Annotated in this window: 11 protein-coding genes and 2 riboswitches; of the genes, 9 read left to right on the top strand and 2 right to left on the bottom strand. The window is 48.0% G+C overall.

Annotated features, from left to right (window positions below; all coding sequences use genetic code 11):
• The first annotated feature begins 49 nt into the window (after positions 1-49).
• The 9 genes from ACHZCY_RS16150 (at position 50) to ACHZCY_RS16110 (ending at position 10,966) form a co-directional block, all read left to right on the top strand.
• Complete coding sequence (locus ACHZCY_RS16150) at positions 50-2,062, top strand: helical backbone metal receptor (protein WP_319549634.1); 2,013 nt, start codon at positions 50-52, stop codon at positions 2,060-2,062.
• Positions 2,059-6,000, top strand: coding sequence for a cobaltochelatase subunit CobN (locus ACHZCY_RS16145; protein WP_319549633.1), 3,942 nt, complete (start codon positions 2,059-2,061; stop codon positions 5,998-6,000). The genes ACHZCY_RS16150 and ACHZCY_RS16145 overlap by 4 nt, the downstream gene beginning before the upstream one ends.
• Positions 6,001-6,044: 44 nt before the next feature.
• On the top strand, positions 6,045-6,866 hold the full coding sequence (locus tag ACHZCY_RS16140; protein WP_319549632.1) for a sirohydrochlorin cobaltochelatase: 822 nt from the start codon (positions 6,045-6,047) through the stop codon (positions 6,864-6,866).
• A gap of 23 nt (positions 6,867-6,889) precedes the next feature.
• Positions 6,890-7,753 (top strand): ABC transporter substrate-binding protein, encoded by an 864-nt coding sequence (locus ACHZCY_RS16135; RefSeq protein ID WP_319549631.1) that lies wholly within the window; start codon positions 6,890-6,892, stop codon positions 7,751-7,753.
• 8 nt (positions 7,754-7,761) lie between these two features.
• Positions 7,762-8,463, top strand: coding sequence for a MotA/TolQ/ExbB proton channel family protein (locus tag ACHZCY_RS16130; protein ID WP_319549630.1), 702 nt, complete (start codon positions 7,762-7,764; stop codon positions 8,461-8,463).
• The gene (locus ACHZCY_RS16125) at positions 8,460-8,870 is read left to right on the top strand and encodes an ExbD/TolR family protein (protein ID WP_319549629.1); all 411 of its coding nucleotides are present in this window, start codon (positions 8,460-8,462) and stop codon (positions 8,868-8,870) included. Before ACHZCY_RS16130 ends, ACHZCY_RS16125 begins: the two co-directional genes overlap by 4 nt.
• A 16-nt stretch (positions 8,871-8,886) precedes the next feature.
• Positions 8,887-9,600, top strand: a complete 714-nt coding sequence (locus ACHZCY_RS16120; RefSeq protein ID WP_319549628.1) for an energy transducer TonB — start codon at positions 8,887-8,889, stop codon at positions 9,598-9,600.
• A 153-nt stretch (positions 9,601-9,753) separates the two neighbouring features.
• Positions 9,754-10,659 carry a LuxR C-terminal-related transcriptional regulator gene (locus ACHZCY_RS16115; protein WP_319549627.1) on the top strand — a complete coding sequence of 302 codons (906 nt, stop codon included), beginning with the start codon at positions 9,754-9,756 and terminating at the stop codon, positions 10,657-10,659.
• 112 nt (positions 10,660-10,771) lie between these two features.
• The gene (locus tag ACHZCY_RS16110) at positions 10,772-10,966 is read left to right on the top strand and encodes a hypothetical protein (protein WP_205223517.1); all 195 of its coding nucleotides are present in this window, start codon (positions 10,772-10,774) and stop codon (positions 10,964-10,966) included.
• Positions 10,967-11,066: 100 nt separating this feature from the next.
• Here the strand turns inward: ACHZCY_RS16110 and ACHZCY_RS16105 are convergent, their stop codons facing one another.
• The gene (locus ACHZCY_RS16105; protein ID WP_319549626.1) at positions 11,067-11,663 is read right to left on the bottom strand and encodes an anaerobic ribonucleoside-triphosphate reductase activating protein; all 597 of its coding nucleotides are present in this window, start codon (positions 11,661-11,663) and stop codon (positions 11,067-11,069) included.
• On the bottom strand, positions 11,657-13,798 hold the full coding sequence (locus ACHZCY_RS16100) for a ribonucleoside triphosphate reductase (RefSeq protein ID WP_319549625.1): 2,142 nt from the start codon (positions 13,796-13,798) through the stop codon (positions 11,657-11,659). The genes ACHZCY_RS16105 and ACHZCY_RS16100 overlap by 7 nt, the downstream gene beginning before the upstream one ends.
• A 41-nt stretch (positions 13,799-13,839) precedes the next feature.
• Positions 13,840-14,043, bottom strand: a riboswitch (cobalamin riboswitch).
• A 211-nt stretch (positions 14,044-14,254) separates the two neighbouring features.
• Positions 14,255-14,446, top strand: a riboswitch (cobalamin riboswitch).
• The last annotated feature ends 143 nt before the right edge of the window (positions 14,447-14,589 follow it).

Here is a 14,589-nt window from a genome sequence, read left to right as displayed (position 1 = left end):
GTATCAGGCTGTCTCTGTGACAAACAACAAACCGAACCCACAGCAAATAATGAAAAAAAACCTCGGCATCGTCATTATGATGTTTCTCCTTTTCCCTGGAAGTGCACACACAGCTGTATTTCCCTTTTCCTTCACCGATTCAGCCGGCAATACAATCTCCATAGAAAAACCACCACAGCGCGTGGTTTCTCTAGTGCCTTCCATAACTGAAGCCCTGCTGCGCATTGGTGCTGAAGAGGTAGTACATGGAATAACCTACCATTCAGTACTCCCGCCCCAAAGCTCAGCCATTTCGGCTGTCGGCGGCTTTTTCAATCCAGACCTAGACAAAGTAGCCGCCCTTGAACCGGACCTCATTTTTTACGCTGACCTCCAGCAAGGCGTACGCAAACGTTTTAACGGCAGGGCCACCATGGTCGAGCTCACCCCCACCTCCATTGATGAAGGTTTTGCCCAGATCAGACTCCTAGGCAGGTTGTTTAACAAAGAAAAAGAGGCTGCAAAAATTATCAACCGGGAAAGGCAACAATTGCAGGTCATAGCCGATAAAGTTGACAAAATCCCACAAGAAAAACGGCAGCGGGTGATGCGGCTCATGGGAAGGGACACGATTATGGCCCCTGGAGATGATTCGTTTCAAAATGAATTTATCAGAGCGGCCGGCGGCATTGCCCCCACATGGCATAAAAACGGCAGTATTGTTCCGGTCACCCTGGAGCAGTGGCAAGAGTTCAACCCACAAATCCTTTATGGATGCGGTGGTGATCGCTCTACCATGAGCATCCTTGATCAGCCTGAATGGAACGAGGTGGATGCGATAAAAAACAATAAGGTTTTTTTCTTTCCCTGCGATCTGACCTGCAGAGCTGCCACCCACACAGGCTACTTTGTTTCCTGGTTAGCTGCTCGTATCTACAATCAGGAGTTCGGCGACGAACACAATTTTGTTCTGGCCCAAGAAATTATCAGCACTAAAAAACTTGCTCTTGATCTTGACTATGTGCAGAAAGCGGAAATCATCGAAACAAATATCAAAGATTTCCGAAATAAAACGGTGGCGGTTACTTTTAAGCATCCAATGACCGTCGTGTCTACACTAGAAGGACAAAGACAAGGAATCACCACTGTTGCCAACCACTATTTTCCGCCACCATCCTGGGGCCTTGGCCACAGACAAGGCATTGAGGCACTGCGCCAAGAGACCCTGCAAACATTGCACCTGCCGGAAGGATCGACGTCCATCCTTTTCACAGGTGCCGATATGGATAATCTCTCGGTGGCAACACAGCGCTTCAAGGAGATGCAAGTCACCGCCTTAGTCACTGCCGGCGTCAGTAGTAACAGTGTCCGGATGAGCAAAGACACCGGTTCCTTTTATGAACCGGAACAAGCAGCGATAAACAAGCCCGGAACTATCAACATCATGCTGCTCACCAATATGCAGCTGTCGCCAAGAGCCATGACCAGGGCTCTTATCAGCGCAACCGAGGCCAAATCAGCAGCTCTTCAGGATCTTGACATTCGCTCCAGCTACTCACCACGAATTTATCAAGCAACCGGCACAGGGACTGATAATATTATAGTGGTCCAGGGTGAAGGCTATCCTATTGATTCCACCGGCGGCCATACCAAGATGGGTGAACTGATTGCCCGGGCGGTGTATGCCGGCGTGAGAGAAGCTGTGCATCAACAAAACGGCCTGACCGCCCAACGCTCTATCTTTCAACGGTTAAAGGAGCGAAAAATAAGTCTTCACGATCTCTGCAGCAAGGCGGTAAATCCACAACAAGCTCCTCCTCTACGGGCAGAGATGGAACATATCCTCCTTGAGCCCAGGTATGCCGATTTCCTGAAAGCGATCCTGACTGTAAGCGATGATGTAGAACGTGGAATAATCGAAGATACCAGCAGCATCGACGCATGGATCCAGGCGACAGCTTCTGAGCTTGCCGGCGGCAGGGATGCAGAGCTCAAACCATTTATCCAGGACAACCTGCCGCAGATTACAGCCAAAGGATTGGCAGCACTTCTGGCAGGCGCCCAAGCACGAATGGAAAAATGAGTTATCTCAAACCGCTGCCTTTCCTTGTCCTTGCCCTTGTTTTTCCATGCCTGCTGATGGCAGCAGACCTGACACTGCTGGTTATTGACGGCGACTCCTATCTTGCGAACCAGGCCGTAAAGGGACTTGAAGTTCCGGTGGATATCAAGGTCATATCTGCCGGAGAGATACAACCCGACGATAAAAAGCAGATAAAAGCTATCAACCAATCGAAAGTAATCATTGTTGATGTCATGGGCCGGGAACTGGAAGAATATCTAAAAAACCACATTGGCTTCCAAGGGAAAACCATCTACGCGCTGCGTAGTTCCATTGATGATGAGCCACTTAAAAAGCTAGGGTTTATTTTTGACAAACAACTCGGCGAGTACTTCAGCCATCTCAGCGTTAATAACATGCGCAACATGCTGTTAATGGCCGCCCACCGTCACTTTGACGCCTCCCTCTCTTTTGCTCCGGTACAAAAGCAGGTGCAACAGGGACTCTATCACCCTGATGCACCGGAACCTTTTTCATCTCTCCAGCAATACTTTCAATGGCTGCAGGCACGCCCAAACTTTTCTCCCAAAAAGCCACGAGTCGGTCTGCTCTTTTTCTCTTCATCACTCACCCCCGGCCAGGAACAACCGATACGTTTACTGATTAACCAATTGGAGGCTGCCGGTTTTACCCCGGTACCCTGCTTTGGTAAAGATCAGGAGGTAATTGAAAATATTCTTCTTGATAACCAAGGGAAAGCACAAGTTGACCTGGTTGTAGCCCTTTCCCTTAAATTTTACTCTGCTCTCACCGATGAACTTGCAGTTTTGCTGGACCAGCTCAATGTCCCGATCATCAATGCAATAAGCCTCTATCAGGATACACTGGATCAGTGGCGGCAAAGCCCCATGGGCATAGGCGGCAGTGAAGTTACCTGGACCATTGCCACCCCCGAAATTTCAGGCCTGATTGAGCCCACTCCACTGACTGCCAAAAAACAGGTTCGTGATCCTGATACAGGTAAGTCTTACTATCTCAGTCAACCGATCACAGAAAATATTACTCGCATCATTACCCGCATCAAAAAATGGCTCGCCCTCCAGCAAATGGCAAACCATGACAAAAAGATAGCTATTTTCTTTTACAACCACCACCAGGGAAAACAAAATATCGGCGCCTCCTATCTCAATGTTTTTGCCAGCCTGGAAAACATCCTTTCTGCTCTGGCCGCTGAAGGCTACATGGTGGGCAACGCCCCGGATAAAGAAACAATCAAGCAACTGATTATGACCTCAGCCCGAAATATCGGTTCATGGGCGCCGGGCGAATTAGAAAACCTGCTCCAATCGTCCCAGGTCCTCAGGCTTCCCATCCAGCAGTACAAAGCCTGGTTCAAGCAACTCCCCCAGGCATTCCAGGAAAAGGTTATCAATCAGTGGGGTCAGCCCGAAGACACGCCCCTGATGGTGGATGGTGACAATTTTCTGATTCCGGCAGTACAACTGGGCAAACTGGTGCTGCTGCCTGAACCGGTACGAGGTCTCAGCGATGACCCAATGAAACTCTACCACGACACCACCATTTTCCCTCATCATCAGTACCTGGCAGTCTATCTGTGGCTTGCACACGGTTTCCAGGCCGATGCCATGGTTCACCTCGGCACCCATGCCACCTATGAATGGACCCCAGGCAAACAGGCAGGGTTATCACCCGCCTGCTCTCCGGAAGTACTGATTGCAGACGTCCCTAACCTGTATCCCTATATCGTTGATAATCTGGGTGAAGGCATCCAGGCAAAACGCAGAGGCCGGGGAGTGATGATCTCCCACCTTACCCCGCCTTTAAAAAAAGCCGGTCTGCACCAAGAGTATAGCCGCATGGCAGAGCTGATTAATGAATATGAACGTGCCAAGGCAAGGACAAGCGATACAGCTCCGGTAAAGTATGCCGAACTGATGGACCTGGTTGAGAGCACCGGCATCATGAAAGATGTTACAACAGAAAGTCAACAGCACCATGATGCGTATCATGGTGCAGCTGTCCCTCCTGCTCAGCTCCACAATGAGCAGGATGTACAGGTGCACCAGTTAGGGCATTATCTGGAAGAAATCAAAGCAAACCTGATGCCCTACGGCATGCATCACTTTGGTAGAGGCATGAATACCGAGGCAGCTGCCGAGACTGCTCAAAGCATTATCCAACACCACCCCGAAAAGCGAACAAACGATATTATCACCAGGCTCCAGGATTCAGGCCAGGCTGAATTAACGGCCCTGCTCAATGGGCTTGACGGAAGATATGTTTCTCCTGGCCAAGGGAATGATCCTATTCGTAACCCCAATGCCCTGCCTACTGGAAAAAACTTTTACGGCCATAGCCCACAAAAGCTTCCGACTCCAGCAGCGTGGGAACTGGGGAAAAGAGCAGCAGAACAACTCATAGCCGAACACATACAGACCACACAGACCTATCCCAACAAAGTGGCAGTGGTGCTGTGGGCCACAGAAACCCTGCGTAATGAAGGCGTTAACGAATCAACCGTTTTGTATCTGATGGGCATAAGACCTACCTGGTCCAGTGGCGGAAGAGTAACCGGGGTGGAGGTCATCCCATGCAGAGAACTTGGACGCCCCCGTATTGATGTTATGGTCAATGCTTCCGGGCTTTATCGCGATCTTTTCCCAGACAAAATGCTGTTAATCGACCAAGGGGTGCAACTTGCCATAAGGCAGACCGATTTGGACAACCTGCTTCGAAAAAATACCGCACAGCTGAAACAGATACTTCAGGCGCAGGGAATGGATGAACAGGCTGCAGATGAATATAGCCGCCTGCGCATTTTTTCTGAGACTCCTGGGAGCTACGGCAACGGCGTTTCTGAAATGGCTGCAGCTTCAGGAATATGGGAGAGTGAACAGGAAATTGTCGATGTTTTTAGCAAACGAACCAGCTTTGCCTTTGGCGAAAAACACTGGGGACTTGATGCCCCGCAACTACTCAAAGAACAGCTCAAAGGTGTTGATGTAGCGCTCCACTCACGTTCATCCAACGTGTACGGCCTGCTTGATAACGATGACTTTTACCAATACCTCGGCGGATTATCCATGGCAATCCGTCACCTTTCAGGCCGTACTCCGAAAACAATGGTCACCAGGCAACAACAAACAGGTCAGGTAGAAGTGGAGGATGTTGCAAAAACTCTGGGCAGGGAAATACGCAGCAGGTATCTTAATCCACACTGGATAGAGGGTATGAAAAAGGAAGGCTATGCAGGTGCTCGGGAAATGGCCAATTATGTGGAATATCTCTGGGGCTGGCAGGTAACCACACCAGAGAAAATAGATGCCGTCAAGTGGCAGCAAAGCTATGAAGTGTATGTGGAAGACAAGTACGATCTGGGCCTGCAACACTTTTTCAACCAGGCTTCCCCTTGGGCCCATCAATCCATCACTTCTCGCATGCTGGAAAGTATACGTAAAGCATACTGGAACCCGGAAAAGGAGGTCACCCAAAAACTTGCTGCCACTTATGCTGTTTCCGTGGTTAAAAAAGGTGTCGCCTGTTGCGAGCATACCTGCAACAATCCCTTGCTCAACCAAATGGTGGTTTCTATTATCTCCCTGCCGGGGGTATTAAGTCCTGATATGGTCGAGGCATTCAAGATAGCAATTGAAAAAATGGCCGGTGCGTCGCTTGATGAACAAGTGGAAAAACGCCGGCACCTCCAACAGCAGCTGAGCGCACCCGAACAAGCATCTGCCGCCCAAGCAGCAGAGATGGACACAACAGCGTCAAGTGAACAAAACGACTCTACTGTGGAGGGCTACAAAATGGAAAAAATGGACACCAAGGATGAAACGACGGCAATGACCTCATCTGGGGTTGAATGGCTGGCGGGTGTAGTTGTTCTCGCTTTTATAGGCCTGGCGGTACTGGGCGCAAAACGAAAAAACATTTAATTGAGGAATACACCTTGCATCAACAAGGATATATTGGGCGTAAAATGCGCCTTCCCAAACTCAAGGAAAAACCTGCTCTTGTCATCACTACCTTTGGCAGCTCCAGCCAGGGCAAGGTGGCAATAGAACATTTTCAACAAAAACTTGACCGTTCTTTTTCTGAGTACGAGCTCTACTGGGCATACTCCTCTGAAATAATAAGAAAAAAGGAACAGCTACCAAGCCTCCAGCAAACGCTGGCTCAGATAGAAAGCGATGGTTTCCGTAAGGCTATCGTTCAACCATTGCATATTTTCCCAGGAACCGAGTATCAACAGCTACTTGAAACCTGTAACTATTTCCCCGGCCTCAGAATCATCGTCGGTGAAACGCTTTGCCATCGCTGGGATTTTATCAAAGAGGTACTGGAGGTTGTTAGCAGTGATTTCCTTACTGGTGAAGACGGCCTCAACCTGCTGGCCTTGCATGGCACCCCCCTTGCGGCCGATCCTGTCAATGCTACTTACCTCGGTATTGAACGATTGGTCACCGGTCTGTATCCCAATGTCCAGGCAGCCTCAATCGAAGGTGTTCCTGATCACGAAGCTGTGATCAACCAGATCAGCAGAATACATGAGGACAGGACGATTAAAAAAGTCAGGATCATTCCTATGATGTTCCTCGCTGGAATCCATGTGGAAGACGATCTGATGGGCACAGACGACAGCTGGCGAACCATGCTTGAGGAAATGGGCATTGCTGTGGATTGCCCGACCATCGAGTACAACAAGACAACCTATTTCAAAGGACTGGCGTTCAGAGAAAAATGTAGCGACTTTTTTAGAGACAGGTTAACCAGAGCTCTGACCATACTCTCCTATTATTAGACATGAAACAGGCCTTATCCCTCTTGATATTTGCGTTTTTGGTGTTCTCTCTCATCACCCCGCATTCCCCTGCCCTGGCCAAAGAAAACAGCCCTGACAAACCACTCCACTCTGTTCCGCAACGGATCATATCTCTGGGACCGATAAATACGGAAAACGTTTATCTGCTTGGAGCCGACGACCGCCTTGTTGCTAATACCAGCTATTGTGTTCGACCTGCAGCTGCAAAAAACAAACAAAAAATCGGCTCTGTAATGCAGGTCTCCTTAGAAAAAATTATCAGTCTCAAACCGGATTTGGTGTTGGCAACGGGGCTTACCCAGCAGCAGCAACTGCAGCAGATGAAAAATATGGGGCTGCGGGTGGTGCAGTTCCAACAACCCTCCTCATTTAAGGCCATCTGCAACCAGTTCCTGCAGCTTGGCCACCTGCTTGGGGTGGAGAAAAAAGCACAGGAAATAGTCGAACAGGCTCAACACCGAGTGCAAGCGGTCACAAGCCGATATGCAGCCCTTTCCCAACAAAAAGTTTTTCTGCAAATAGGATCGCAGCCTCTTTTTTCTTCGGTTAAAGGATCCTTTACCAACGATTATATCGTATACAGCAATGGCATTAACATTGCAGCCAACCAAAAAAACGGCACCATGAATTACGAACGGGTGCTTGCGCACAATCCTGATGTGATCATTATTGCCATCATGGGTACGGAAAGCGGTATTGCTGCCATGGAAAAGAAAAAATGGTACAAATTTTCCGGGATGAAAGCAGTGCTCAACAATCGTATCCACATCATTGATCCTGACCTGGTGTGCAGTCCGTCTCCAACTACCTTTGCCGAGGCACTAGAGCAAATAGCTCTGCTCATTCACCCGGAATCTTCTACCTGATATCTGCTATGAGATTATACGAAATATTTTTAAGCGGCGGGCCGGTCATGTGGCCTCTACTCCTCTGCTCCATCGCGGTGACAACGGTGGTACTGGAACGACTTTTTTTCTGGGCATCGCTAGATCGCAAACGGAACCGCCCCCTGATGGATGAACTGCTTTGTCTGGCCCAGGAAGGCGACTGGCAGACATGTAAAACAAAAACAGAACCCTGCAGAGACCATGTGGTCCGTGTACTTGCGGTTGGCATACTACACCGGGATTTCGACATGGCCAAAGCCATGGAAGCCGAAGCCAACCGGATGATGCAGCACATGAGTCGTCACATGCCTATTTTAGATACCATGATCACCATTGCACCGCTGCTTGGCATCTTCGGCACAGTACTTGGCATTATAAGTTCCTTTAAAATGCTTGGTGCCGGCGGCATAGCAGATCCCAAACTGGTTACTGCCGGTATTGCCCAGGCCCTCATTACCACCGCAACAGGGCTTGGCATAGCCATTGTCGCGGTTATACCTTATAATTATTTCAACAACCGGATAAACAATGCCATCCATGTGATGGAGAAATATGCCACCAATCTGGAGGTAGTCTACAGTAAAGTAAAAGGAATAACCGAACCGGAGCCCTACAATACATCACTAGCAAGCAATGGAGCAAAAAAAGCCCCTCAAAACCACCTTAAAACTCCGGGTATGCTCCAATGAAACTCGTCCACACCCGAAACAAACCGGCACGGATCGAAATGCTGCCGCTGATTGACATCGTGTTTCTCCTCCTGGTCTTTTTTATTTACGCCATGCTTTCCATGGCTGTGCACCATGGGCTGCAGCTTGATCTGCCTCAATCGACACAGGCAACGACAACCGAAGAAAGTCCGATATCGCTTTCCATCACAAACGGTAAGACAGGCATTGAATTTTTTCTCAATCAACAGCCCCTCACCCAGGTAGAACTGCACCAGCGCCTGACCGACATTGCCCGAGACAAGGATAATCCCCAGCTCCTCATTTTTGCCGAAAAAAACATCACCTACCAGCAACTCTACCAGGCACTGGACGAGCTGAAGGCCTGCGGCTTGACAAAGATATCCCTGCAGGCAAGCAGGGAGTAATGCATCACGGGTAACCATGCAAAGGATAGTCTGTGCGCTTTTCTGCGCGCTCGTCTCACACGGGGGGCTGCTTCTACTCTCCTGGCCGGAAAACACACAAATCGCTCCACAACTCCCTGGAGCAGAAAGCATTACCATCAGCTTTGATGATTGCACAGTTACGCAACAACAGGCGGAGCAAGTACAAACATCTCCAACTCCGTCGCAGCAGGAGGCCACGCCTGAGCCGCCGCTGCCCGAGTTAGAGAATATTGCACCAGTTTCCTCCGCCACTCTGCAAACAGCAGGAGAAAAAAAAATAAAGCATATTCGACCGCCGACCAGAAAAAAACGACTCCACTTCAAACAGCAACCGGTTCAAAAGGTGCAAAGCACGCCTGATCACGCTTCAGGCAAGCCTACCACCCAAAAACAGTTGGCCAAAACCGCTCAGCACGCAGCGGCAGCGCCGGTGACGTCTCAGGCTAGCCCTCTCTACCAAAGCAACCCTAAACCAGTGTATCCGCAGCTTGCCCGCCGAAGGGGGTGGGAAGGAGTAGTCATGATCAAAGTTCTGGTCCTTGAGGATGGCTCTCCCAGTCACATTGATCTCCAGCAAACCAGTGGCTATCCATTACTCGACAAAGCAGCGCTCAAAGCTGTACAGAAGTGGCATTTTGTTCCGGCAACCAGAGATGGTATCCCGGTGGTAGGCGAGGTGATCGTTCCGGTCCATTTCAAATTACAGTAACGCCCTATCAGGCGTATACTTTGTGAAGAGGGAGGCATCATATATCAGAGTATATTATCTTCACACTCAGAGTGCTTATCTTGGGCTCATGCGACCGCTATGATACCCTTAAAAAAAATACTATCGCCATCCCAACCTCTACGAATTGTCTTCATGAACAGCAAACCTGACCCACTAGTAAGCGCTGAATTTGCCCGCAACGTTCTCGATTCCCTTTCCGCCCACGTCGCTATCCTGGATATGAAAGGAAAAATTCTCGACACCAATGCGGCCTGGAAAAAATTTGCGCAAAGCAATGACCTGAAAATGCGACCCGACATGACCGGGATAAACTATTTGCAGGTATGCAGTTCATCTTTTGGAACCTCTTCCAAGGAAGCTGACAGAGTATTTTTGGGTATTACGGCATTGATAAATGGCAGTATTGACGAGTTCGTTATTGAATATCCCTGCCATTCGCCCGAAGAAGAACGGTGGTTTTATATGCGCGCAACCCGACTCCGATTCGAGGATGAACTCCGCATTGTTGTCAGCCATGAAAATATTACAGCCCTGAAACTCATGGAAAAAAAACTTGTGCAGCAAAAAGAAGCATTAAAAAATCGGGAAAAAGAGCTTGAAATTCAAAAAGAGCACTTGGAAGAAACCAATATAGCCCTAAAAGTACTGTTAAACCAAAGAGACAAAGATAAGGAGGAAATGGAAAACAATTTGGTATGCAACATCAAGGAACAGCTCTTCCCCTACTTGAAAATGTTACAATCCAGCCCTTTAAACCAGCAACAACATATGTGGACAGAAGTTATCCGTTCCAGCCTGGAAAAAATTATCTCTCCTTTAGTTGCACATTTTTCCGCCCTTCAATTGCAGTTAACGCCCAGTGAGGTACAGATAGCAACATTAATCCGCGACGGACGCACAACCAAAGAAATAGCAAGTATCCAAGGGTGCTCCGTTGATGCAATTGAATTTCATCGAAAAAATATCCGTAAAAAGCTTAATCTCACACACAGCAAGATAAACCTTCGTACTTATCTCCGCTCAATCACAAATCAGTAGTTTTTACCTCCCACTCCACTCCAGATTTCTTCCCGTTGCATTATTGTCTCCATGTGTAAATAATGTAAGCGTAGAATAAAATCTTATCTGCCAAACCCAACCGGAGAATATCATGCTTTGTAGCTACTCAGAATTAAACAATGACGCCCTGAATGCAATTCAAAAACTTGAAAAAGAAATTGGTAAGCCTCTGCTTTCTTTCTCCTGCAAAGACATTAAGCCGGCGCTGGTTGAACAAGAAACATTGGACAAGATTCAGGCACTGGAAAAATCTCTTTCCCTTTCTCTTGTTGCTGTAGAAAACTAACAGTGACGATCTTGTTGTAAACGGAACAAACTCCGATTGAGTGTGCGTACATAGGCTAACCTGTGGTACCCAAAGGTTAGCCTATATTGTTTCCAATTCTTTACGCTGCTTCAGGCACCGGTCTATACTTTTGGATTACATAACGCGAAGTCTCTGGAATAGACGAGGTAATCTCCTGGATATCTTCTTCACCAAGCAATGCGGGGTAGACTGTGGTTCTGAAATGGTGATCCTTACCACTCGAAACGATAACATCGACGGATTCACGTATAGCTTCTGTATCAACGGCAATACCACACAATTGGCTATATTTACTAAAAGGTGCTTTCACATCCATAGCAACATAGTCGATTAAGTTGTTGTCCAACAGTTCCCGCAAACATTGCGGATTGCTTCCATTGGTGTCCAGCTTCACCGCAAATCCCAGTGCTTTTATTGCCGACACAAAGCGCATTAAATCCGGTTGCAGAGTAGGTTCTCCACCCGTTACGACCAGTCCTTCGAGCATTCCAGTAGACTTTTCCATAAAACCAAGGACACCTTCTTCCATAGAGGGGGAGTGTTGTTCGGACATCCTTAATAAATGCTGATTATGGCAGTAGGGACATTTAAAATTACATCCCCGGGTAAAAATTATTGCTGCCGGCTTCCCAGGATAATCGCTGAGGGTAAACGACTGAAAACCACCTATCAACATGGCTGCGCCTCCACGTGGAAATGACGTCTTTTGCCGAATTCAGCACGTTTGCCTTTATTCCACTGACCAATGGGTCGCATATAGCCAACCACCCTTGAATAAATCTCTGTTTTTTCTCCGCAGTGTTCACACTTTTCCTGCTCACCATTCAGGTAGCCATGGGTAGGACAGATAGAAAAAGAGGGAGAGATAGTAAAGTAAGGAAGCTGGTACCTGGAGCAAACAGTACGAACAAATGTTTTTAATGCCTCCTTGTCCGCCACAGCTTCTCCGAGGAAAACATGGAGCACAGTCCCACCAGTATACTTTGTCTGTAGTGTGTCTTGAAGGTCAAACACCTGGAATACATCTTCACTATAGTTTATCGGCAATTGGGTTGAGTTGGTATACAGTGGCACCTCATCGGTTTCATCGGTAAGAGTACATCGCATGTTGGGAAATCGCTTTTGATCGATTCTGGCCAGCCGGTAACCAGTACCTTCAGCCGGAGTGGCTTCAAGGTTATACAAGTTACCAGTCTCTTCCTGGAAAGCGACCAAACGATCGCGTATATGGTCAAGCACCCGCTCTGCAAATGCTCTTCCTTTATCTGTACCAATATCCTGCTGAAACAGGTTGAGACATGCCTCGTTGCCGCCGATAATACCAATGGTGGAAAAATGATTGCTCCAGTATGAGGAAGACTGTTCATGTACCTGTCGCAAATAAAAACGAGTATAAGGGTACAATCCCTTACTGGTGAAATCTTCCAGAACCTTTCGCTTTACCTCAAGGCTTGTCTTGGCAATATCCAGCAGACGATCGAGTCGAGTGAAGAAGTCACCTTCCCAGGTTGCCTGGTAGCCAAGCGCCGTCAGATTGATCGTTACCACGCCAATACTACCGGTCAGAGGATTGGCACCAAATAGGCCACCACCACGCTTGGCTAACTCGCGAGTGTCGAGCCGTAGCCGGCAGCACATGGAACGGGCATCTTCCGGGGAAAGATCTGAATTTACATAATTGGCAAAATAGGGAATCCCATATTTTGCCGTTGTCTCCCATAAAACATCGAGCTCCCTGTTGTCCCAATCAAAATCAGCGGCAATATTGTAGGTGGGAATGGGAAAGGTAAACACCCGCCCCTGGGCATCCCCCTCCCCCATTACCTCCAGAAAGGCCTGGTTAATCATGGTCATTTCCGCCTGGAAATCACCATACGTTGCCTCCTGAAGCACTCCGCCGATAATAACCGGCTGGTCAGCAATGGTTGCTGGAGGCTGCAGGTCCATGGTCAAATTCGTAAATGGTGTTTGAAAACCGACCCTGGTGGGGACATTCAGGTTAAAAACGAACTCCTGAATGGCCTGTTTAACATCAGCGAACTCAAGGCCATCGTAACGGACAAAGGGAGCCAACAGAGTATCAAAGCTGGAAAAGGCCTGCGCACCGGCTGCCTCTCCCTGTAGAGTATAGAAAAAGTTTACTACCTGTCCAAGCGCTGAACGAAAATGCCTGGCTGGCATCGACACGGCCTTGCCGCTTACTCCGCAAAATCCCTGACGCAGCAGGTCCTGCAAATCCCATCCTACACAGTAGGTTGACAACAGACTGAGGTCATGCAAATGGAGATCGCCTGCTTCATGCGCTGCACGCACCTCCGGCGGATAGATGGCATTGAGCCAGTATGTTTTACTGATTTCACTGGAAATATAGTGATTCAACCCCTGAAGAGAATAGCTCATATTCGAGTTTTCCTCTATTTTCCAGTCTAATCGCTCCAGATACTGATCAATAATTCTTACATCTGCCTCTTCTGCCAGCTTACGGGCCAGGCTACGCTGCTCCCGATATAAAATATACGCTTTTGCGGTTTTTTTATGAGGAGAACTTAACAGGACCTCTTCCACCAGATCCTGAATGGACTCGACTTCGGGAATTTCGTTTTCTACCAATGCCTTTGCAAGTCCTAGTACCCAAACAGTCAACCTTCGTGCTTCCGGTTGATCGAATTCGCCAGTTGCCTGGGCGGCTTTTAAAATGGCGCCAGTAATTTTCTCGGCCTGAAAGGGGGTTACGATACCGTTGCGTTTACGGATATGTTGGAAAAACAGCTCAGGGGAGACAGCTGCCGCTGCCGGGGAACCATCATACATGTTTGTCTCCTTTCCGCGAAGGTCCGCTTGCACCAGATTGGCAAGCATGAATAAACCTGGCAGGTCTTCGGACTCATGGACATCATTCTACGTCCCTACTGGCCGTCGCTTCCCAATCCTTACACGAATCAGTGCTCAATGACGGCGGTCGTTTCCATTCACCGCTGCGGGACAGTTCCGGATTTAAACCGGATTCCCTCTTACCGCTCCTCCCTATGAGAAGCACCAGGTAGAAGTGCACTCTAAATAGAGCCACTCGAATTTGTCAACACAAAATATTGGCAGTTGTGCTTCCATGATAACTTTTAGAAACAAAAGAAATAATATTAAATACCTGTTGGTTTGTCTCAATAATCACCCTGTATTAAACTCAATCTCAACACATCATATTACAACTATTATTTCCAGTTAATCGAACTTACTTGACACCTCTTAAAATTTAATCTAAGAAACATAGCATACATACAAAGTATTGGTGCTTGATGTAACCATCGGGCTTAAAAGGGAAAACGGTGCAAATCCGTTGTGGTCCCGCCGCTGTAACCGAGGACGAAAGCTGCAGAATGTCACTGGCCGTTTATGGTTGGGAAGACGTAGCGAGTAGGATGATCCGGAAGCCAGAAGACCTACCATTGACTTTTCTATCAGGGCAAACGGCGAGGAAACCGTATTTGCATGATGTAAACTGTTGAAGCATGTAGCAGTTTATTTGGGGTGATGAAGTAAACTGGGCGCAATCCCCCAGCTCTTTTTTAAAGAGCTGGGGGATTTTTTTTTGTTTTTTTTCGAAC

The sequence above is a fragment of the Desulfogranum marinum genome (assembly GCF_963675105.2).
GTDB classification, from domain to species: domain Bacteria; phylum Desulfobacterota; class Desulfobulbia; order Desulfobulbales; family Desulfobulbaceae; genus Desulfogranum; species Desulfogranum marinum.
The sequence above is the reverse complement of the archived record's forward strand: the minus strand, read 5'-3'. Positions and strand labels throughout refer to the sequence as shown.